This is a genomic window from Vogesella sp. AC12 (assembly GCF_024437575.1).
Classification (GTDB): Bacteria; Pseudomonadota; Gammaproteobacteria; order Burkholderiales; family Chromobacteriaceae; genus Vogesella; species Vogesella indigofera.
The window spans coordinates 1-20,914 of record NZ_JANFNU010000017.1 but is presented as its reverse complement, the minus strand read 5'-3'; the positions used below and the strand labels follow the sequence as shown (position 1 = coordinate 20,914).

Here is a 20,914-nt window from a genome sequence, read left to right as displayed (position 1 = left end):
CCTGTGTCATGTAGGCTTGCCGGCAAAGGCTTTCAGGTAGTTCATCAACAGGGCTTCCAGTTGCAGCCTTGTCACCAGGGTGTGCTGGCCGTACGGCACCAGTGCGGTCAGTTCGCGCTGGCAATCCATTAAAGCATGGATATTCAGCCGTGGCAGCAGGCGCTGCATCGCCGCCTGCTGTGCCGGGAAGTAGCGCACCGCGCCGCCCAGCCGCAACGCGGCCAGGTCGTGCAGCCATTTTCCCAGCCAGCGCAGCGGCAGCTCCAGCGCCACCTTCTGCTTGTCGATGGCGTCGGCGAGGCTAAGCACGCTGCCCATGCTGCACTCGGTCAGCCCGGACACGAACTGCTTGCGCAGCGCCGCCTCCGCCGCGTCGTGCTCGAACAGCGGCATGCCGCCGTGAAACGCCAGCTCGGCCTCGGCGTCCTCGACGCCCTGTTCGTTCACCCACGCCAGCGCCTCTGCCGCCGACGGCAGACTGAGCGGAAACTGGCGACAGCGGCTCTTGATGGTCGGCAGCAGCCGCTGCGGCGCATCAGACACCAGCAGGAACACCACCTCGGCCGGCGGCTCTTCCAGCACTTTCAGCAGTGCGTTGGCGGCGGCCGGGTTCAGCGCTTCCGCCGGTTCCACGATCACCACCCGCCGTCCGCCACGGTGGGCGCTGAGGTGGGCGAATTCGATCACGTTGCGCACGCCGTCGATCTTGATCACCGGCAGCTTGCGTTTCGGCGCCTTGGCCTCCTTGCCGTCTTCCGCTTCCTCGTCGTCGCCGTGCGGTGTCAGCACGCGCAGGTCGGGATGGTTGCCGGCGGCAAACCAGTGGCAGGCCTGGCACTGGCCACAGGCGTGGTGATCGGCCTGCGGCGCCTCGCACAGCAGCGAGCGCGCCACTTCCTGCGCGAATTCGCGCTTGCCGATGCCGGCCGGGCCGCTGAGCAGCCAGGCATTGGGCAGCCGCTCGAAGTTGGCGGCCAACCTTTGCCAGTCGCTGGCTTGCCACGGGTAACGCATCAGGCTTGCGCTTTCAGCATGGCGAGACGGCCGGCCAGCTGCTGCTGGATGTCGGCGATGTCGCCGGTGGCGTCGACCACGAAGAAGCGTTGCGGATAGGCGGCGGCGCGGGCGAGGTAGCTGTCGCGCACGCGCTGGTGGAAGTCCTCGCGCTCACGCTCGAAACGGTCCGGCAGCCGCGTCTGGCTCAGCCGCTGCTGTGACACCTGCAGCGGCACGTCGAGCAGGATGGTCAGGTCCGGCTGCAAGCCCTGCTGCACCCACTCTTCCAGCTGCGCGATGCGCTTGGCCGGCACGCCGCGGCCACCGCCCTGATAGGCGAAGGTGGCGTCGGTAAAGCGGTCGCTGACTACCCAGCGCCCCATGGCCAGCGCCGGGCGGATCACCGACGACAGCAGCTCCTGGCGGCTGGCGAACATCAGCAGCGTCTCGGTATCCAGCGTGGCTTCGGTGTCGACGTCGAGCAGCAGCTCGCGCAGCTTTTCGCCCAGCGGCGTGCCGCCCGGCTCGCGGGTGAACACGGTGTCAACGTTGGCCGCAGCCAGCCAGTTGCGGATGAAGGTCAAATGCGTGGTCTTGCCGGCACCGTCGAGTCCCTCCAGCGTAATGAAGCGCGCTCTGGACATCATCAACCTTTCTTCAGGATGTATTGGCGGACGGCGGCGTTGTGCTCGTCCAGTGTTTCGGAGAATTGGGTGGTGCCGTCACCGCGCGATACGAAGTACAGCGCACGGCTGGGCGCCGGGTGCGCGGCGGCGTCTAGTGCCGCGCGACTGACCAGCGCAATCGGCGTCGGTGTCAGCCCGGCGCGGGTATAGGTGTTGTACGGCGTGTCGCGACGCAGCGCGTCCTTGCCGATGCGGCCGCGGTAGCGCTCGCCCATGCCGTAGATCACCGCCGGATCGGTCTGCAGCCGCATGCCGATGCGCAGGCGGTTGACGAACACGCTGGCCACCATGCTGCGGTCTTCCTCGCGCGCGGTTTCCTTCTCGATCAGGCTGGCCATGATCAGCAGCTGGTACGGCGTCTGGTACGGCAGGTCGGCGGCGCGCGATTCCCACACCGTCTGCAGCTGCTGCATCAGCGTCTGGTTGGCACGGCGCAGCAGTTCCACGTCGCTGCTGCCGGGCAGGTAGTAATAGGTGCTGGGGAAGAACAGGCCTTCGACACTGCCCTCGCTCATGCCCAGCTCGGCCAGCAGCCGCTGCTCGCTCCAGCCGGCGCTGTCCTGGCGCAGGTCTTCCTCTTCACGCAGCGCCGCGCGGAACTGGCGGAAGGTCCAGCCCTCGATGATGGTGACGCTGGCCTGGTCCGGATGGCCGTCGTTGAAGCGCGACAGGTACTGCCACAGCGCGGTGGCGCCGGAGAACTGGTACAGCCCGGCCTTCAGCTTGCGGTCGCTGCCCATCATGCGCGAGATCGCCACCATCACCCAGCGGTTGCGGATGGCGCCATCCTCTTCCAGCGTGCGTGCCAGCTGGCCCATGGTGCGGTTGGGGGCGACGCTGACGGTGTAGGGCGAGCCGGGCGGGGTCACCGGCACGGCAACCACCCAGGCCAGCCACAGGGCAAACAGCAGCGCGAACGCGGCAAGGATACGGCCTATCAATCGGTGCATACGGACTTCATCAACTCAGGTAAAAAGAGGCGCTGGCGCCGGGTGAAAAGGCGCGCTGGCGCCGGACGCGCGATGATACCACGCACGCCGGCCGCCTTCCGCGCCAAAGCGGCGCGCCGTTCAGGGCTGCGGCGACAGCACCACACCGTAGCGCCGCGACACGTCGGCGGCGGCCAGCGGCCGCAGCGGCAGGCTGCCTTCGACCAGGCACAACTGCAGCGCCAGCGTACCCTGTTGCCACGCCGTCCAGTCCGCCGCCGTCGGCGGCAGGCCGTCGGCGCTGCGCAACATCACCTCGCTCAGCGCCAGCAGCTCGCGGTCGTCCACCACCGCCAGCTCGCCGCCGGCCTCAACAAACAGCCGCCCGCCCTCGTCCAGCAGCGCCAGCCGCGGCGTGCCGGGGTCGATGTCCGGCAGCCACTGCCAGCCAGCCTCACCGCGCCGCACCACATAGGGCGCGGCATCGAGCGCGACGTAGACCTTTTGCGGGCCGTTCTGCACGTAGTAGCGGCCGTCGCCGTCGCGCGCGTAGTTGCGGCGGAAGAAATCCACGATCGCGGCCTGGTTCAGTCGCTCCTCGCGCAGCCACCACTGGCCGCGCGCATCCAGCCGCAGCCAGCCGAACACCGCCGGCACGTTCGGCCACTTGGCGAGTGACGCCAATACCATTGCATCCATGTCGTTCGCTCCTGTCTCAGCTGTTGCGCAGTATGTCGGTGGGCGGGGTGCGCGTGATTTTACGCAGCAGCGGCCAGCCGGCAAGGCCGACCACCGCGCCGCCGCACAGCGCGCCCAGCAGCGGCAGCCACAGGTTCGGCGCCAGCGGCAGGTTGAACAGCTGCACCGCCACCAGGCTGCCGATCGCCATCGCGCCAATGCCGGCCAACAGCCCGGTCAGGCCACCCAGCCACGCCAGCTCGGCGAGGATCACCGCGCGAACCTGCTGCCGCGAGGCCCCCAGCGCACGCAACAGCGCGACATCGAACTGCCGCTCGTCGCGGGTAGCGGCCAGCGCCGCCCACAGCACCAGCACCCCGGCGGCCAGCGCCAGGCTGAACATGGTTTCCACCGCCAGCGCCAGGCGCCCGATCACCGCCTTCACCTCGCGCACGATGACGCTGATGTCGATCACGGTGACATTGGGCAGCGCCGCCACCAGCCGGTTGTTGAAGTCCTTGTCCGGCGCGCGGTAGCTGGTGATGTAGCTGGCGCTCTCGCCGCCCATCCAGCCCGCCGGCGCGATCACGAAGAAATTGGGCTGGAAGCTGTCCCACGCCACCTTGCGCAGGCTGGTCACCGGCGCCTGCCAGCGGGTGCCGGCGATGTCGAACACCAGCACGTCGCCCATGCGGATGCCCAGCGTCTCGGCCAGCCCCTGTTCCACCGAGAACGCCGGCTGCGTACTGTCCGCCGGCCACCACTTGCCGGCGGCAAAGCCGTTGCCCGGCGGCGGCGCGGCGCGCCACGACAGGTTGAACTCGCGCTCGGCCAGCCGCTGCGCACGTTCGTCCTCGTAGTCGCTGCCCTTCACCGCGCGCTCGTTGATCATCAACAGCCGCGCCCGCGTCATCGGTGCCGCCTGCGGTGCGCTGCGGCCAACCTTGGCGAACAGCGCGTCCAGCGTCGCCTGCTGCGGCGCCTGCAGATTGATCAGGAACGAATCCGGCGCATCGGCCGGCAGCGACTTCTGCCAGGCGCCGATCAGGTCGTCGCGCACCACGGTCAGCGTCAGCAGCGCCATCAGGCTCACCGACAGCGCCGCGATCTGGATCACCGCCAGCCACGGCCGCCGCGCCAGGTTGGCCGCACCGTGGCGCCAGCCGACGGCACCGGACAGCGGCACGCGGCGCAGCAGGCGCACCACGCCCCAGGCCAGCAGGCCGACCGCCAGCAGGAAGCCGACCAGCCCGCCCAGCAGCCACAGCGCCAGCGTGCTGTCGCCGACCTGCCACGCCGCCAGCCCGAGCAGCGCGACAATGGCCAGCAGCGGCGCCAGCAGCGAACGGCTGGAGGTCGGCATGTCGGCACGCAACACCGCCACCGCCGGAATACGGCGCAGCGCCAACAGCGGCGGCAGCGCAAAACCGGCGAGCAGGATCAGCGCCGACAGCGGCCCGCTCAGCCAGGCGGTTAGCGCCGGCGCCGGCAGCCCCGCGCCCAGCCACTGCTGCGCCAGCAGCAGCAAGCCGGCCTGCACGCCATAGCCGGCGACGGTGCCGAGCACGCCGGCCACCAGCGCCAGCCACAGGAACAGGCTGCCCCACACCAGCGCCACCTCGCTACCGGTCTGCCCCAGCGCGCGCATCACCGCCACGCTCTGCCAGTGCCGCGCCAGGTAGCGGCGCACCGCCAGCGCCACCGCCGCCGCCGACAGCAGCACCGACAGCAGCGCGGTCAGGCCGAGGAAGCGCCGCGCCCGCTCCAGCGCCGATTTCACCTCCGGCCGCGCCTCCTCGACATCCTCCAGCCGCGTGCGGCGGTCCAGCTGCGGCGCCAGCCACTGGCGGTAGCCGGCCACGCTGGCGGCATCGCCGGCCACCATCAGCCGGTAGCGCACGCGGCTGCCGTCCTGCACCAGGCCGGTGGCGGCCAGATCGGCGTGGTTGAACAGCACGCGCGGGATGAAGTTGTACAGGTCCATCGCCCCGTCCGGCTCGCGCAGCACTTCCGCGCTCAGGCGCAGGCTGACGTTGCCGAGGCGCACGCTGTCGCCCAGACGCAGGCCCAGCTTCTGCAGCAGCCGCGAATCGGCCCACAGCTCGCCCTGCGCCGGCGCCAGCCGCCCTTCTTGCAAACCCTGTTGCGTGCGCAGCTGCACCTCGCCGCGCAGCGGATAGCCGGCGGTGACCGCCTTCAGCGTCGCCAGCACCGCCTGCTCGCGGGCGAACACCATCGACGGGAAGGTGGCCGCCTCCGCCTGCTGCAGGCCGCGCTGCGCCGCCTGCTGCCGCCACGCGTCCGGCGGCGGCCGGTTGCCGTTGGACACCAGATCGGCGGCCAGCAGCTGGCTGGCCTGCCGCGTCAGCGCCTGCTCGATGCGGTCGGAAAAGAAGGCGACGCTGCTCATCGCCGTCACCGCCACCAGCAGCGCCAGCAGCAGCACCGTCAGCTCGCCGGCACGCAGCTCGCGCCGCAACAGGCGCCAGCCCATCTGCAGCGACAGCCGGCTCATGTCGCCTCCCGCTGCAGGCGGCCGTCGTTGAGGCGGTAGACCGCGGCACAGCGCGACGCCAGCGCGGTGTCGTGGGTGACCAGCACCAGCGCGGTGCCGGCCTCGGCGTTAAGCTGGAAAAGCAGCTCGATCACCTGCCGCCCGGTGGCCGGATCGAGGTTGCCGGTCGGCTCGTCGGCAAACAGCAAGGTTGGCCGCACCACGAAGGCGCGCGCCAGCGCCACCCGCTGCTGCTCGCCGCCGGACAGGTGGCGCGGGTAGTGATCGAGACGGTGGCCGAGGCCGACACGCTGCAGCATGGCGCTGGCTGCGGCGCGGGCATCGCCGCGCCCGGCCAGCTCCAGCGGCAGCATCACGTTTTCCAGCGCGGTGAATTGCGGCATCAGCTGGAAGTTCTGGAACACGAAGCCGACCTTGTCGCGGCGCAGCAACGCGCGCTGGTCCTCGTCCAGCGCCGACAGCGCCTGGCCGTCCAGCCACACCTCGCCGGAACTTGCCGGGTCCAGCCCTGCCAGAATGGCAAGCAGCGTGGATTTGCCGCTGCCGGAGGCGCCGACGATGGCGACGCTCTCGCCGGCGGCGACACTGAAGCTGGCTTGGTGCAAGATGGTCAGCGTCTGGCCGTGGTAGTCGACCTGGCGCGCCAGCGCTTCGGCGCGCAGGATCACGTTATTTTCTGGAGAGGGATTCATGCTTTATCGCTGCTTTCTGCTGGTTGTCTTGCTGCTGGCGCCGCACATGGCACACGCCGCGCGTATCGTGGTGTTCGGCGACAGCCTGTCCGCCGCCTATGGCCTGCGCCCGGAACAGGGCTGGGTCAGGCTGCTGCAACAACAACTGGGCAGCACGCATCAGGTCATCAACAGCAGCCTGTCCGGCGAGACCACCGCCGGCGGCCTGGCGCGGCTGCCGGCGGTACTGCGGCAACAGCGCCCGGAGGTGCTGATTCTGGAGCTGGGCGGCAACGACGGCCTGCGCGGCCTGCCGCTGCCGGCGATGCAGGAGAACCTGTCCGCCATGGTCCGCCTGGCCCAGCGCGCCGGCGCGCGGGTGCTGCTGGTCGGCATGGCGCTGCCCCCCAATTATGGCCCCGATTACGGCGCCAAGTTCCGGCAGGTGTATGACAAAGTGGCACGCCAGCACAAAGTGCCGCTGGTGCCGCTGCTGGTGGCCGGTTTCGAGCAGGATCTGGCGCTGTTCCAGGGCGACGGCATCCATCCGGTCGCGCAGGCGCAACCGCGCATGGTGCGCAACGTGCTGCCGGCGCTGACGCCGCTAATCGCCAGAAAATAGCAGAAATCACTGTTTTTTGTGGTGAACGCAACGTTTCTCAGGCTTTTGCCACACTTCATGACATAAAGGTTAACCTTGTGACTGCGGCGGCCCATCCGGCTGTCCGCCCGCTGCCGCTTTCCCACAAGGATTCCCCATGCCCGCTCTTGCCGCCACGCTCGCCCAGCGCCTGGTCACCCCGTTCCGCGGCCTGCCGGCCGGCGTCTACATCCAGATCGTCGCCACCATGATCAACACCATGGGCGGCATCGCCAAGCTGTTCCTGCCGCTCTATTTTCTGGAGCGCTACCGGCTGCCCTACGGCAGCATCGGCCTGCTGATGGGCTGCTACGGTCTGGGCTGCGTGCTGGGCGCCTACGGCGGCGGCGCCCTCAGCGACCGCCTCGATACCCGCAAGCTGTGTGCGGCGCTGCTGCTGGCCAGCGGGCTGCTGACCATGTCGCTGGCGCTGCCGCTGCCGGTGTGGGGCTTCGTGCCGCTGTTGCTGCTGACCGGCATCGCCGACGGCGGCTTCCGCCCCGGCAATATGCGGCTGGTGCTGGAGCCGTGCGCACCGGCGCAACGCGCCACCGCGCAAGGGCTGTACCGGGTGGCGTTCAACCTCGGCACCTCGCTGGCCGGCATCACCGGCGGCCTGCTGGCAGTGTACGGCTACCAGTGGGTGTTCGTGGCGCAGGGCTGTGCCAGCCTGCTGGCCTGCCTGTGGCTGGTGGCCGCCTATCGCCGCCAGCCGCCGCAGCCGGGCCGGGCGCAAGCGCCTGCGGCCAACCTGGTGGAGCAGGACGGCTCGCCGTGGCAGGACCGCGCCTTTTTGCGCTTCATCGCCGGGCAGCTGTTGATTCTGGCGGTATTCGACCAGATGTACGGCACGCTGGGCATGTTCCTGCGCGAACACTACCGGCTAGGGCCGGAGTGGATCGGCTACCTGTTCACCCTCAACGGGCTGATGGTGGTGGCGCTGCAGGTCAGCATTGCCCACCGTGTCGGACGCTGGGGGCTGCAGCGCTGTTCGCACCTCGGCGTGCTGTGCATCGGCATGAGCTTCCTGCTGCTCAATGCCGGCGTCGCCGCCGGCTGGGCGCTGCTGGCGATGCTGGTGCTGACCATCGGCGAACTGCTGCTGTCGCCGACCTGGTCGGTGATCGTGATGCAGCGCTCGGAGGGGCGTCAGCGCGGCCGCTACCTCGGCGTCTACGCCGCGGCGTGGAGCGGGCGCACGCTGTACGCGCCGGCGATCGGCACCTGGGCCTACGGCCAGTTCGGCGGTGCGCTGCTGTGGTGGCTGTGCGCCGGGGTGGCGCTGCTGACCGTGCTGCTGCAGGCCGGTGCGCTGCGCCAGATGCTGGCGCCGGCGCCATAAAAAAACCCTGCATCGCGGATGCAGGGTGCTGACTGCGGCCAACCTTAGGGCTGGCGCGGGCAGACGCTGATTACAGCGCGGCGGCGTTCTCGGCCAGGTAGGAAGCCACGCCTTCGGCGGACGGCTTCATGCCTTTCTTGCCCTTGTTCCAGCCGGCCGGGCACACTTCACCGTGTTCTTCGGTGAACTGCAGCGCGTCAACCATGCGCAGCATCTCGTCCACGTCGCGGCCCAGCGGCAGGTTGTTGACCACCTGGTGCTGTACCACGCCGGACTTGTCGATCAGGAAGGAGCCACGGAAGGCCACGCCACCGTCGGCTTCCACGTCGAAGGCCTTGCACAGCTCGTGCTGGATGTCGGCTACCAGGGTGTAACCCACCTGGCCGATACCGCCTTTTTCCACCGGGGTGTTGCGCCATGCGGCGTGGGAGAACTGGCTGTCGATGGACACGCCGATCACTTCCACGTTGCGGGACTTGAACTCGGCCAGGCGGTGATCAAACGCGATCAGCTCGGACGGGCACACGAAGGTGAAGTCCAGCGGGTAGAAGAACACCACGGCGTATTTGCCTTCAGTCGCCTGCTGGAAGGAATAGTTGTCAACAATCTGACCATCGCCCAGAACGGCGGAGAAGGTTTTTTCGCCTGCAAAGAACGGTGCCTGTTTGCCTACAAGTACGGCCATGTGATTCTCCTTGGAGTTCGGTTATGTGTGAATCCTGCGGACGGTGATTCCGCAAACTGGCACGTTTATAAATCAGCGGTGGCGCCAGCTGCCAATTGAATATCCAAATTGCCGCCATTAAGGCGGGCAATCACCACGCCACAGTGTCCCCTCATCCCCGGCCGCCACGCGCCATGGGGTGGCCGGCCATGCGAAGCAGATAACGTTGGCCGCAATCTGGATTAAAATACGACAGGGGCGGCCGTTGGCGCCCCGCTCCCTTTCAACCACCCGCTGCGGGATGACCATGAGCAAACAGCTGACCATACTGGCGGTAGACGATGTCAGCCTGCATCGCACCATGCTGGCCCGCTTCATCCGCCAGCTGGGACACCTGCCGGTGACCGCCAGCAACGGGCAGGAGGCGGTCGAATATTGCGCCACCAGCATGCCGGACATGATCCTGATGGACATCCTGATGCCGGTGATGGACGGCTTCAGCGCCACCCGCCACATCCGCCGGCAACTGGCCGGGCACTGGATCCCGATCGTGTTCCTGTCGGCGATGAACGAAGAAGCCGACTACCTGCACGGGCTGGAGGCCGGCGGCGACGACTACCTGACCAAGCCGGTCAACCTGCCGCTGCTGTCGGCCAAGATCAGCAGCCTGCTGCGCATCATCGACATGCAGGCGCGCCTGGGCGACAGCAACCGCCAGCTGGAGCAGTACTACGCCACCACCCAGCAGGAACACAGCCTGGCGCAGCACGTGCTGGAAAGCTTCAACACCGCCGCCAATGCGCAGCAGCACAATATCCACAGCTGGCTGAAGTCGGCGGTACACCTCAGCGGCGACGTGATCTGCATCGCGCGCTCGCCGTCCGGCGCCGACCACGTGATGCTGGCCGACAGCACCGGCCACGGGCTGGTGGCGGCCATCTGCTGCCTGCCGGCGATCGACAGTTTTCACGCAATGACTCGGAGTGGCTTCGGCATCGGCCAGATCGCCGAGTCGATCAACCGCAAGCTGTACCAGACCCTGCCCACCGGCCACTTCGTCGCCGCCGCGCTGCTCGCCATCGATTACCGCAGCCGGCGCATCACGGTGTGGAACGGCGGCATTCCCTGCTGCAGCTTCCTCAACCGGCACGGCGAACTGGAAAAGACCTTCCGCTCCGCTCATCCGCCGCTGGGCACGCTGCCACCGGAGGCGTTCGAGCAGCAGCAAGAGCAGTACCACTGGCAGCATGACGGCGAGATCATCGTCTGCTCCGACGGCGTCACCGAGGCGCGCAACGCGGCGCAGCAGCAGTTTGGCGAGGACGGCGTGCTGCAGGCCGCCCGCGCGGCACAGGGACACGACACCGCGACGCGGATCGCCGCCGCGTTGCAGCAGCACCTGCAGCAGCAGCCGCACCTGGACGACGCCTCGCTGGTGGTGATCGGCTGCCAGCAGCAGCCGGCACTACCGCCCGACGAGGCAAACTAGCCGCCCCCGCCGCAGGCCTAAGCAAGCGCGCGGCGCATGAAAAAACGGGAGCCGCGGCTCCCGTTTGCTGTTGCTGCCTTGCGGCCAACCTTAGGCGGTCGGCTCGGCCTTCTGACGCAGGCGCAGGTTCAGTTCCTTCAGCTGCTTCTCGTCCACCGCATTCGGCGCGCTGGTCAGCAGGCACTGCGCACGCTGCGTTTTCGGGAACGCGATCACGTCGCGGATCGACTCGGCACCGCACATCAGCGTCACCAGACGGTCCAGACCGAAGGCCAGGCCACCGTGTGGCGGCGCGCCGAACTTCAGGTTGTCGAGCAGGAAGCCGAACTTGTTCTGCTGCTCTTCCGGGCTGATCTTCAGCGCGGCGAACACCTTTTCCTGGATGTCGGCGCGATGGATACGCACCGAACCGCCACCGATTTCCCAGCCGTTGAGCACCATGTCGTAGGCACGCGCGATGCAGGCACCCGGATCGGTGTCCATCAGGTCTTCGTGGCCCGGTTTCGGGCTGGTGAAAGGATGGTGGCAGGCGGTCCAGCGGTCGGCGTCTTCGTCGTGTTCGAACATCGGGAAGTCCACCACCCACAGCGGGCGCCATTCCTTGACGAAATAGCCGCCGGCTTCGCCACGCTCGTGGCCGATCTTGATGCGCAACGCGCCGATGGCCTCGTTCACCACCTTGGCCTTGTCGGCGCCGAAGAAGATGATGTCGCCGTTGTCGGCACCGGTACGCGTCATGATTTCGTTCAGCGCGTTCACCGATAGGAACTTGACGATCGGCGACTGCAGGCCGCTGCTTTCGTCATTGGTGATCTTGCTCTTGTCGTTGACCTTGATGTAGGCCAGACCCTTGGCGCCGTAGATGCCGACGAACTGGGTGTAGTCGTCGATGTCCTTGCGCGACAGTGCGGCACCGCCCGGTACGCGCAACGCGACCACACGGCCATTGGCCATGTCGGCGGCGCCACGGAACACCTTGAACTCCTCGGTCTTCATCAGATCGGTCAGTTCGGTGAACTTGAGCGACACGCGCAGATCCGGCTTGTCGGAGCCGTAGTAGAACATCGCGTCGTTGTAGGCCATGCGCGGGAACTTGCCCAGCTCCACCCCCATCACGTCGCGGAAGATTTCCTGCGCCATGGTTTCGGTGATGTCCATGATCTCGTCCTCGTTCAGGAACGAGGTCTCGATATCGATCTGGGTGAATTCCGGCTGGCGGTCGGCACGCAGGTCTTCGTCACGGAAGCACTTGGTGATCTGGTAGTAGCGGTCGAAGCCGGCCACCATCAACAGCTGCTTGAACAGCTGCGGCGACTGCGGCAGCGCGAAGAATTCGCCCGGATGCACGCGCGACGGCACCAGGTAGTCGCGGGCGCCTTCCGGGGTGGAACGGGTCAGCATCGGCGTTTCGATGTCGATGAAACCCTGCTTGTCCAGGTGGTTGCGCACGCCCATCGCCACGCGGTAGCGCAGGCGCAGGTTCTTCTGCATCGCCGGACGGCGCAGGTCGATCACGCGGTTGGTCAGACGCACGTTCTCGGACAGGTTCTCGTCGTCGATCTGGAACGGCGGCGTGGCCGCGGCGTTCAGGATCTCGATGTTTTTCGCCAGGATCTCGATCTCGCCGGAGATCATCTTGCTGTTGGCGGTGCCGGCCGGGCGCTCGCGCACGATACCGGTGATCGCCAGCACGAATTCGTTACGGGTGCTGTCGGCGGTCTGGAATGCTTCCGGGGTGTCCGGATCGATCACCACCTGTACCAGGCCTTCACGGTCGCGCAGGTCGATGAAGATCACGCCGCCGTGGTCACGACGACGATGGGCCCAGCCCTTGACCGTAACGGTCTGGCCGAGGAATTTTTTATCAATCAAGCCGCAGTAGTCGGTTCTCATGCAGAAGCCTTTAGCCTTAAATTCGAAGATTCTTTTAATAAAAACAAAGGCAGAGGCGGGACGACCGGCCTCTGCGGAGTTCATTCAATAACGCATTTTACTTGCGTTTTTCACTATCGGGGGCACTGGGCGCGACAACGCCCATGGAAATGACGTATTTCAGTGCCGCGTCCACCGACATGTCCAGTTCGCGCGTGTCCTGCTTCGGCACGATGATGAAGTAGCCGGAGGTCGGGTTCGGCGTGGTCGGCACGTAAACGCTGATGAAGTCATCCTCGCCCAGCTGCTGCTTCACCTCGCCGGAAGGGGCACCGGTCTGGAAGGCGATGGTCCACGCGTTCTGGTGCGGGAAGCGCACCAGCAGCGCCTTGCGGAAGGCCTGGCCGGAGTCGGACAGCAGGGTGTCGCTGACCTGTTTCACGCTGTTGTAGATGGTTTTCACCACCGGTGTGCGCGTCAGCACCAGCTCCCACAGGTCGAGCAGGCGCTGGCCGAGCACGTTGGCCGCCATGAAGCCGGTACCCAGCAACACCGCGAACGCCAGCACCACGCCGAGGCCGGGAATGTCGAAGCCGAACAGGCTTTCCGGACGCCAGCCCTGCGGCAGCACGTTCACGGTCTGGTCCAGGGTGCCGATGATCAGGTTCAGCACCCACAGCGTGATGGCGATCGGCAGCCAGATCAGCAAACCGGCGATCAGGTAGCCGCGCAACGTCATTTTGATATGTTTCATCGGTATCTCAGGCACATCCGCCACTTCCGCAACCGCCGCTACCGCAAGCCGGACCGCTGCCACTGTTCTTGAAATCGGTAACGTACCAGCCGCTGCCCTTGAGCTGGAAGCCGGCCGCAGTCAGTACCTTGTTGTAACTCTGGCTGCCGCAGGACGGGCAATCGGTCAGCGCCGCATCGCTCATCTTCTGCAGATGTTCGTTCTGCACGCCACAGGCATCACAACGGTATTCGTAAATCGGCATGTTTTAGCACTCCACAAACAAAGACGATGACATAATGCGATTGGATATTGCAGTGCATCAAAGCTTGCTGCAATAAAACCCTGCATGATAATGGGGTCACAAGCGTTGGCGATCAAGTAGCCCGCCAAGTAAACGGATGATTATATCCGACTGATAGAACAATAGAAAACGCTCGCTTCATTGCATTGCAACACGTCCGCGCGATGCTTTGCCGGCAGCGTCATCCTTACTTACCTACTGGAGTTGATCAGCATGAGCCCATCCCACCTGCCCCTCGCCGGCAAACGCGGTCTGATTGTCGGTATCGCCAACGAACACAGCATCGCCTACGGTTGCGCCAAGATCATGCGGGAACAGGGCGCCGAAGTCGCCATCACCTACCTCAACGAGAAGGCGGAAAAATTCGTGCGCCCGCTGGCCGAAGGCTTGGCCGCACCGCTGATCCTGCCGCTGGATGTGCAGGTCGACGGCCAGCTGGAACAGGTGTTCGCCGCGATCGGCGAAACCTGGGGCCAGATCGACTTCGTGGTGCACTCCATCGCCTTCTGCCCGATGGACGACCTGCACGGCCGCGTCACCGACTGCTCGCGCGACGGCTTCCTGCAGGCGATGCGCGTCTCGTGCTACTCCTTCATCGAGATGGCGCGCCTGGCCGAGCCGCTGATGAAGAACGGCGGCGCGCTGATCACCATGAGCTATCACGGCGCCGACAAGGTGGTCGAGAACTACAACATCATGGGGCCGGTGAAGGCGGCGCTGGAAAGCACCACCCGCTACATGGCGCACGAGCTGGGCCCGAAAGGCATCCGCGTGCACACCATCTCGCCAGGGCCGCTGAAAACCCGCGCCGCCAGCGGCATCGCCCACTTCGACCAGCTGATCGACGACGCCATCGCCCGCGCGCCGCAAAACCGGCTGGTGGACATCGAGGACGTCGGCAACACCTGCGCCTTCCTCGCCTCCGACGCCGCCCGCGCGCTGACCGGCGAGGTCACCTATGTCGATGGTGGCTTCAACATCATGGCCTGAGGACTGACATCATGATCCGCGACGCACACGCCTTTAGCGACATCATCAGCCAGGCCACCGCCAACGGCCCGCAGCCGATGGCGGTAGCCCACCCCTGCAGCCCGGAAGCGCTGCTGGGCGCGGTTGAGGCCGCCGACCACGGCATCGCCACCCCGATCCTGATCGCCCCGCGCGCCAAGCTGCTCAAGCTGGCCGCCGGCATGGACATCGACCTCGCCCGCTTCGAGGTGATCGACGCCGAGCACAGCCACGCTGCCGCCGAGCGCGCGGTGGCGCTGGTGCGCGACGGCCGTGCCGACAGCCTGATGAAGGGCAGCCTGCACACCGACGAGTTCATGAGCGCGGTGCTGGACCGCACCAAGGGCATCCGCACCGACCGCCGCATCAGCCACGTGTTCGTGATGAAGGTGGAGAGCTACCCGCGCTACCTGTTCATCACCGACGCCGCCATCAACATCGAGCCGGACCTGATGACCAAGCGCGACATCTGCCAGAACGCCATCGACCTGACCCACGCCCTCGGCGTGGCTCAGCCGAAGGTGGCGATCCTGGCGGCGGTGGAAACCATCAATCCGGCGATGCGCGCCACGCTGGACGCGGCGGCGCTGTGCAAGATGGCCGACCGCGGCCAGATCCGCGGCGCGCTGCTCGACGGCCCGCTGGCCTTCGACAACGCCATCTCGCACGCGGCGGCCGACACCAAGGGCATCGAGTCGTCGGTGGCCGGCGAGCCGGACATCCTGTTGGTGCCTGACCTGGAATCAGGCAATATGCTGGCCAAGCAGCTGACCTATCTGGCAGCCGCCGCCAGTGCCGGCATCGTGATGGGCGCCCGGGTGCCGATCGTGCTGACCAGCCGTGCCGATGATGCGGCCGGACGGCTGGCCTCGGCGGCGGTGGCCAACGTCTTTGCCGCCTACAAAAAAGGATAAGTAATGGGCAAGGCTCTCATCGCCATCAATGCCGGCTCCGCCACGCTGAAATTCCGCGCCTACCAGCCGGACGGCGTGCAACTGCTGGCACGCGGCCTCGTCGACCGTTTCGGTGCCGCCGGCGCCAGCCTGGAGCTGGACTACGGCGGCCGCCAGACTCGGGTGACGCTGGCCGGCAGCGGCCGTGACGAAGCGGTGGCGGCGGTGCTCAACGTCCTCGCCGACAAGGGACTGGAAGCGGTGGCGGTGGCGCACCGCGTGGTGCATGGCGGCGACCGCTACACCAGCCCGGTGGTGCTGACCCCGGAAGTGGTCGACCACCTGGCGGAGCTGATTCCGCTGGCACCGCTGCACCAGCCGGCCAGCCTGGGCGTGATGAGTGCCTTTGCGCGACTGGACAGCAAGCTGACCCAGATCGCCTGCTTCGACACCGCCTTCCATTGCGGCCAACCCGAGGTCGCCACCCGCTTCGGCATCGCCCGCCACTGGCACGAACAGGGCATCCGCCGCTACGGCTTCCACGGCCTGTCCTACGCCTCCATCGCGCGACGGCTGGGCGACATGGCGCTGGCCAGCCAGCGCGTGGTGGTCTGCCATCTCGGCAGCGGCGCCAGTGCCTGCGCCATCCACGACGGCCGCAGCATCGCCTCCAGCATGGGTTTTTCCGCGGTCGACGGCCTGATGATGGGCACCCGTCCCGGCAACCTCGATCCGGAAGTGGTGCTGTACTGGCTGGAACACGAAGGCATGGACATCGCCCAGGTGCGGCAGGAGCTGTACAAGCACAGCGGCCTGCTCGGCGTGTCCGGCCTGTCCGCCGACATGCGCGAGCTGCTGGCCAGCAAGGAGCCGGCGGCGAAGGAGGCGATCGAGCTGTTCTGCTACCGTGCCGCGCGCGAAGTGGCGTCGCTGGCCACCGCGATGAAGGGGCTGGACGCGGTGGTGTTCACCGCCGGCATCGGCGAGCGCTCGCCGGAGATCCGCGCCCGCATCCTGAAGCAGCTGTCCTGGCTCGGCTTCGAGGTCGACCTTGCGGCCAACCTTGCCCGCTCGCAACGCATCACCACCCCGCACAGCACGCGCCACGCCTATGTCATGGCTACCGACGAGGAAGGCGAAATGGCCCGCGAGGCTGCCGCGCTGCTCAGCGGCGACGTGCAGCTGTAATCCCGCACCCGGATAAAAGCGGCGGGGGGGGGGGAACCCCCCCCCCCCCGCCGCTTTGTCTTGCCGCTGCGCCTCAGTTGGCCAGCCAGTCGGTTAGCATCAGACCGATACCGACCCCGCGCGAATGGTGGTTGTAGTCGAGCAGGCTTTCACCGTAACCGGAAAAGCCCTGCACATAGCCGCGCAGCCGCCCCGCCACCGGGAAGGTCCAGTCCAGCTGCAGCGCGCCCTTGCCGTGCAGCGGGTTGTAGCGCACGCGGCCGCCAAGGGTGTGATCGTTCCAGCGGTATACCGCCTGCACGTCGCCGCGCCCCATGTAGCGGGTAATGTCCGGATTGTCGTCCGCGGCGTCGGATTCCGGCAGCCGGTACCACCAGCGCCCGGTCAGGCTGAGGTTGCCCTTTTCCGCGCCGGCCATCACATAGACCCGGTTCCAGCTGCGCGACAGCGGATCGGTCTGACCGTTGGACTGGTGCACCACGCCGACACCGGCCATGCGCAAGCGCCAGCCCTGCCACGTCCAGTGCGCCGGCAGCGGCGTGGTCAGCATCACTTCCGGCTCGTAGTCGGTCTCGCGGAACGGCGACGACTGCCCCTTGTTGTACATCTGCCAGTGCGACTGCTGGGTGTAGCCAAACCACAGGTCGGCCGGCGTGCCGAGCACGTTCTGCCACAGCTTGCTCTTGAACGACAGCTGGTACTTGGTTTCGACATTGTTGAGCTTGGTGCCGAACAGGCGTACCGATTCCTGCGTCGGCGACGACGGCTGCGAATTGGGCGAGAACAGGTGCCACAACGGCAGGATGTAGGTCGGCTGGTGCGCACGCAGCACGAAGGTACCCAGCTTGTTGTCCTCGTCCAGATCCCACTGCCTGGCCAATCCCGAGGCGGAGAAGCGCGGCGCGAGCGGCGGCGTGCCCGCGTCGTCCACCACCGGCGCGGCGGCCAGTTGCGGCAATTCGTTTGCGGCCAACGTTGTCACCGCGTCCGCGGGTGCCGGCGCGACCGACAGCTCCGACGGCAGCAGCAACGGTGCTGGCGGCAGCAGCGCGTCGAAGCAGGCCAGGCGCTCGGCATCGGCCAGAATGCCGCGGCAGTGCTTGAACGGTGACAGCGCCTCATCGGCATGGACTTGACTGGCTAGCAGCAACAGGACTGGCGGCAACAACTTCATCGACTCACCCGCAATTCAGGAACAAAGCACGGTAGACCACGCAGAAACACAAAAGGCTCCGCGTTTGCGGAGCCTTTGCGTATTCTTGCGTCAAACTCGGATCAGGCAGCCATGGCCTTGATGTGAGCAGACAGACGGCTCTTATGGCGAGCTGCCTTGTTCTTGTGGTACACGCCTTTGTCAGCCAGACGATCAATCACTTTAACGGAAGCGAGGAACACAGTGTTTGCTACTGCCTTGTCGCCGGCTTCGATTGCTTTGATCACTTTCTTAACGGCGGTACGGAAGGCCGTACGCAGGCTTGCGTTGTGCGCGCGCTGCTTAAGGGCCTGGCGTGCACGCTTGCGAGCTTGTGCGCTATTAGCCATGGAATTCTCCTGATGAGCTGAATCTGAAACGGCAGATTTTAAGGCCTAAGATCACGTTTTGCAACAACAATACCTCCCGCGTAAACTACGGCCCTCGATAAAAGCGTTATCAACCCGTTCGGTAAAGCATGAATTTACTCAAAGCACTGGCAAAAGTCAGCAGCATGACCCTGGTTTCGCGCGTGCTCGGCTTCGTGCGCGATGCCATCATCGCGCGTGTTTTCGGAGCCGGCATGGCCACCGACGCCTTCTTTGTCGCCTTCAAGCTGCCCAATCTGCTGCGCCGCATTTTTGCCGAGGGCGCCTTCTCGCAGGCCTTCGTGCCGGTGCTGGCGGAATACAAGGAACAGCAGGGCGAGGACGCCACCCGCCGCTTCCTGTCGCACATCAGCGGCACCCTGAGCCTGGTGTTGCTGGTCGTCACCGCGCTGGGCATGCTGGCCGCCCCCGCCATCATCTGGATATCGGCGCCCGGCTTTGCCCATGATCCGGACAAGATGGCGCTGACCAGCGAGCTGCTGCGCATCACCTTTCCTTATATCCTGTTCATCTCGCTGTCGTCGCTGGCCAGCAGCGTGCTGAATACCTGGAACCGTTTCTCGGTGCCGGCGTTCACGCCGACGCTGCTGAACGTGTCCTTCATCCTGTGCTCGCTGCTGCTGACGCCCTACTTCGATCCGCCGGTGCTGGTGCTGGCGTGGGCGGTGTTCATCGGCGGCATCGCGCAACTGCTGTACCAGCTGCCGCACCTGAAGAAGCTGGACATGCTGCCGTGGCCGCGTCTGGACCTGAAGGATGCCGCGGTGTGGCGCGTGGTGCGGCAGATGGGACCGGCGATCTTCGGCGTGTCGATCGCGCAGATCTCGCTGGTGATCAACACCATCTTTGCCTCCTTCCTGGTGTCCGGCAGCGTGTCGTGGATGTACTACGCCGACCGGCTGATGGAGTTCCCCACCGGCATCCTCGGCGTGGCGCTGGGCACCATCCTGCTGCCGTCGCTGTCCAAGCATGCGGCGCGCGACAGCGGCGAGGAGTTCAGCCGCCTGCTGGACTGGGGCATCCGCCTGTCGCTGCTGCTGGCGATTCCGTCCACCGTCGGTCTCGCCCTGCTGTCGCAGCCGCTGATCGCCACCCTGTTCATGTACGGCAAGTTCAACGCCCATGATGCGCTGATGACACAGCAGGCGCTGATCGCCTACGCCATCGGCCTGCTGGGACTGATCCTGGTCAAGGTGCTGGCGCCCGGTTTCTACGCGCGGCAGAACATCAAGACCCCGGTCAAGATCGCGCTGGTGACGCTGACCGCCACCCAGCTGATGAACCTGGCCTTCATCGGCCCGTTCCGCCACGCCGGCCTCGCGCTGTCGATCGGCCTCGGCGCCTGCCTCAACGCCGCGCTGCTCTATCACCAGCTGAAACGGCACGGCATCTACCGGCCGCAAACCGGCTGGGGCGGCTTCCTCGGCAAGCTGCTGCTGGCGGTACTGATGATGGCCGCCACGCTGCTGGCACTGCAGCAGGTCTTGCCGATCGACTGGCACGGCCACGCCTGGCAGCGCGCGGCGTGGCTGCTGCTGCTGGTCATCGCCGGTGCCGTCGCCTACTTCGCCACCCTGCTGGCAGTGGGCATGCGCCCGCGCCAGTTCATGCGCCGCGAGAGCTGACGGCTCGCTACCTTAAACATCAAGCTATCGCCGCCCCAAGGTTGGCCGCAAGCCAAGGAAGACCATGATGAACCCGAGCTACACCCCCGAATTCTCGCCACTGGGCAAGAAGGTCGACTACCAGGACCAGTACGACGCCAGCCTGCTGTTCCCGATCGCGCGCCAGCAAAAGCGCGACGAGATCGGCGTCGCCGAAGGCGCGCTGCCGTTTGCCGGCGTCGACCTGTGGACCGGCTACGAAGTATCCTGGCTCAATGCCCGCGGCAAGCCGCAGGTGGCGATCGCCACCTTCCGCATCCCGGCCGACAGCCCGCGGCTGATCGAGTCCAAGTCGTTCAAGCTGTACCTCAACAGCTACAACCAGACCCGCATCGCCAGCTGGCAGCAGGTGGCCGCGCAGCTGGAGCTGGATCTGTCCAACACCGCCGGCGGCAAGGTGCAGGTCAGCCTGCTCCCCCCCGCCGACTTCGGCCGCGAGCGGATCGTGGAACTGGCCGGCGACTGTATCGACGAACTGGACATCGAAGTCAGCAGCTACGCGCCGTGCCCGGAAGCGCTCAGGGCCGATGCGGCCAACGTGGTCAGCGAGGTACTCACCTCGCAGCTATTGAAATCCAACTGCCTGGTCACCGGCCAGCCGGACTGGGGCAGCGTGCAGATCAGCTACACCGGCCCGCAGATCGACCGCGAGACGCTGCTGCGCTACCTGATCGGCTTCCGCCAGCACAACGAATTCCACGAGCAGTGCGTGGAGCGCATCTTCGTCGACGTGCTGCGCGCCTGCGCGCCGAGCCGGCTGACGGTGTACGCGCGCTACACCCGCCGCGGCGGGCTGGACATCAACCCGTGGCGCAGCAGCGACCCGGCCGCCGAGACGCCGGACAATACCCGCACCGCACGGCAATGACACATTGCCGCCGTGCCGGGCACGGCCGGCAAAAGAAATTGCGGCCACCGGCTTGACAGGCGGCGGCGGCATCCGTATAGTTCGCGTCTCTCGCAAGCAACAGCAAACGAGAACAGTGCACCCGTAGCTCAGTTGGATAGAGTATTTGGCTACGAACCAAAGGGTCGGGCGTTCGAATCGCTCCGGGTGCACC

Annotated in this window: 20 protein-coding genes and 1 tRNA gene; 9 read left to right on the top strand and 12 right to left on the bottom strand. The window is 66.4% G+C overall.

Going from position 1 to position 20,914, the window contains the following annotated elements:
- Positions 1-6: 6 nt before the first annotated feature.
- The 6 genes from holB to NOM55_RS16900 all read right to left on the bottom strand — a co-directional run bounded on the left by holB (position 7) and on the right by NOM55_RS16900 (position 6,496).
- A complete protein-coding gene (gene holB / locus NOM55_RS16925; RefSeq protein ID WP_255909811.1) occupies positions 7-1,014 on the bottom strand; it encodes a DNA polymerase III subunit delta' in 1,008 nt (335 codons plus the stop codon).
- Positions 1,014-1,640 carry a dTMP kinase gene (gene tmk, locus NOM55_RS16920; RefSeq protein ID WP_047967840.1) on the bottom strand — a complete coding sequence of 209 codons (627 nt, stop codon included), beginning with the start codon at positions 1,638-1,640 and terminating at the stop codon, positions 1,014-1,016. The genes holB and tmk overlap by 1 nt, the downstream gene beginning before the upstream one ends.
- A 2-nt stretch (positions 1,641-1,642) precedes the next feature.
- A complete protein-coding gene (gene mltG, locus NOM55_RS16915) occupies positions 1,643-2,632 on the bottom strand; it encodes an endolytic transglycosylase MltG (protein ID WP_047967839.1) in 990 nt (329 codons plus the stop codon).
- 120 nt (positions 2,633-2,752) lie between these two features.
- Positions 2,753-3,310 carry a DUF2946 family protein gene (locus NOM55_RS16910; protein WP_255909809.1) on the bottom strand — a complete coding sequence of 186 codons (558 nt, stop codon included), beginning with the start codon at positions 3,308-3,310 and terminating at the stop codon, positions 2,753-2,755.
- A 16-nt stretch (positions 3,311-3,326) separates the two neighbouring features.
- Positions 3,327-5,804: an ABC transporter permease gene (locus NOM55_RS16905; RefSeq protein WP_255909807.1), complete on the bottom strand. Its 2,478-nt coding sequence runs from the start codon at positions 5,802-5,804 to the stop codon at positions 3,327-3,329.
- A complete protein-coding gene (locus NOM55_RS16900) occupies positions 5,801-6,496 on the bottom strand; it encodes an ABC transporter ATP-binding protein (protein WP_120809189.1) in 696 nt (231 codons plus the stop codon). The genes NOM55_RS16905 and NOM55_RS16900 overlap by 4 nt, the downstream gene beginning before the upstream one ends.
- Between NOM55_RS16900 and NOM55_RS16895 the strand changes: the two genes are divergently transcribed.
- Positions 6,495-7,097, top strand: a complete 603-nt coding sequence (locus NOM55_RS16895; protein WP_255909805.1) for an arylesterase — start codon at positions 6,495-6,497, stop codon at positions 7,095-7,097. The genes NOM55_RS16900 and NOM55_RS16895 overlap by 2 nt on opposite strands.
- A 136-nt stretch (positions 7,098-7,233) precedes the next feature.
- Positions 7,234-8,457 (top strand): MFS transporter, encoded by a 1,224-nt coding sequence (locus tag NOM55_RS16890; protein WP_255909803.1) that lies wholly within the window; start codon positions 7,234-7,236, stop codon positions 8,455-8,457.
- 70 nt (positions 8,458-8,527) lie between these two features.
- Here NOM55_RS16890 and NOM55_RS16885 read toward each other — a convergent pair whose 3' ends face one another.
- Entirely contained in the window at positions 8,528-9,142 is a 615-nt protein-coding gene (locus NOM55_RS16885) for a peroxiredoxin (protein WP_047967833.1), read from the bottom strand.
- Between the two features lie 286 nt (positions 9,143-9,428).
- Here NOM55_RS16885 and NOM55_RS16880 point away from each other — a divergent pair, with 286 nt between their 5' ends.
- Positions 9,429-10,610 (top strand): SpoIIE family protein phosphatase, encoded by a 1,182-nt coding sequence (locus tag NOM55_RS16880; RefSeq protein WP_255909801.1) that lies wholly within the window; start codon positions 9,429-9,431, stop codon positions 10,608-10,610.
- 90 nt (positions 10,611-10,700) lie between these two features.
- Here the strand turns inward: NOM55_RS16880 and aspS are convergent, their stop codons facing one another.
- From aspS to NOM55_RS16865, 3 genes are all read right to left on the bottom strand, one after another.
- On the bottom strand, positions 10,701-12,503 hold the full coding sequence (gene aspS / locus NOM55_RS16875; RefSeq protein WP_255909799.1) for an aspartate--tRNA ligase: 1,803 nt from the start codon (positions 12,501-12,503) through the stop codon (positions 10,701-10,703).
- Positions 12,504-12,600: 97 nt separating this feature from the next.
- Positions 12,601-13,236, bottom strand: a complete 636-nt coding sequence (locus tag NOM55_RS16870; protein ID WP_047967830.1) for a DUF502 domain-containing protein — start codon at positions 13,234-13,236, stop codon at positions 12,601-12,603.
- Positions 13,237-13,243: 7 nt separating this feature from the next.
- Positions 13,244-13,480 (bottom strand): FmdB family zinc ribbon protein, encoded by a 237-nt coding sequence (locus NOM55_RS16865; RefSeq protein WP_047967829.1) that lies wholly within the window; start codon positions 13,478-13,480, stop codon positions 13,244-13,246.
- A 252-nt stretch (positions 13,481-13,732) separates the two neighbouring features.
- Here NOM55_RS16865 and fabI point away from each other — a divergent pair, with 252 nt between their 5' ends.
- From fabI to NOM55_RS16850, 3 genes are read left to right on the top strand one after another with little or no spacing between them, the layout of a single operon-like run.
- Positions 13,733-14,509, top strand: a complete 777-nt coding sequence (fabI, locus tag NOM55_RS16860; RefSeq protein ID WP_255909797.1) for an enoyl-ACP reductase FabI — start codon at positions 13,733-13,735, stop codon at positions 14,507-14,509.
- 11 nt (positions 14,510-14,520) lie between these two features.
- Positions 14,521-15,441: a bifunctional enoyl-CoA hydratase/phosphate acetyltransferase gene (locus NOM55_RS16855; RefSeq protein ID WP_255909795.1), complete on the top strand. Its 921-nt coding sequence runs from the start codon at positions 14,521-14,523 to the stop codon at positions 15,439-15,441.
- Between the two features lie 3 nt (positions 15,442-15,444).
- Positions 15,445-16,608, top strand: coding sequence for an acetate/propionate family kinase (locus tag NOM55_RS16850; protein ID WP_255909793.1), 1,164 nt, complete (start codon positions 15,445-15,447; stop codon positions 16,606-16,608).
- A gap of 73 nt (positions 16,609-16,681) precedes the next feature.
- On the opposite strand, the gene NOM55_RS16845 is transcribed toward NOM55_RS16850, so the two are convergent.
- Together NOM55_RS16845 and rpsT are read right to left on the bottom strand one after the other, a co-directional pair.
- Complete coding sequence (locus tag NOM55_RS16845) at positions 16,682-17,782, bottom strand: phospholipase A (RefSeq protein WP_255909791.1); 1,101 nt, start codon at positions 17,780-17,782, stop codon at positions 16,682-16,684.
- Between the two features lie 101 nt (positions 17,783-17,883).
- Positions 17,884-18,150 carry a 30S ribosomal protein S20 gene (gene rpsT / locus NOM55_RS16840; RefSeq protein WP_047967825.1) on the bottom strand — a complete coding sequence of 89 codons (267 nt, stop codon included), beginning with the start codon at positions 18,148-18,150 and terminating at the stop codon, positions 17,884-17,886.
- 128 nt (positions 18,151-18,278) lie between these two features.
- Here rpsT and murJ point away from each other — a divergent pair, with 128 nt between their 5' ends.
- The 3 genes from murJ to NOM55_RS16825 all read left to right on the top strand — a co-directional run bounded on the left by murJ (position 18,279) and on the right by NOM55_RS16825 (position 20,912).
- Positions 18,279-19,814: a murein biosynthesis integral membrane protein MurJ gene (murJ, locus tag NOM55_RS16835; protein WP_255909789.1), complete on the top strand. Its 1,536-nt coding sequence runs from the start codon at positions 18,279-18,281 to the stop codon at positions 19,812-19,814.
- A gap of 64 nt (positions 19,815-19,878) precedes the next feature.
- On the top strand, positions 19,879-20,721 hold the full coding sequence (queF, locus tag NOM55_RS16830) for an NADPH-dependent 7-cyano-7-deazaguanine reductase QueF (protein ID WP_255909787.1): 843 nt from the start codon (positions 19,879-19,881) through the stop codon (positions 20,719-20,721).
- 117 nt (positions 20,722-20,838) lie between these two features.
- Positions 20,839-20,912 (top strand) — tRNA-Arg (locus NOM55_RS16825).
- The last annotated feature ends 2 nt before the right edge of the window (positions 20,913-20,914 follow it).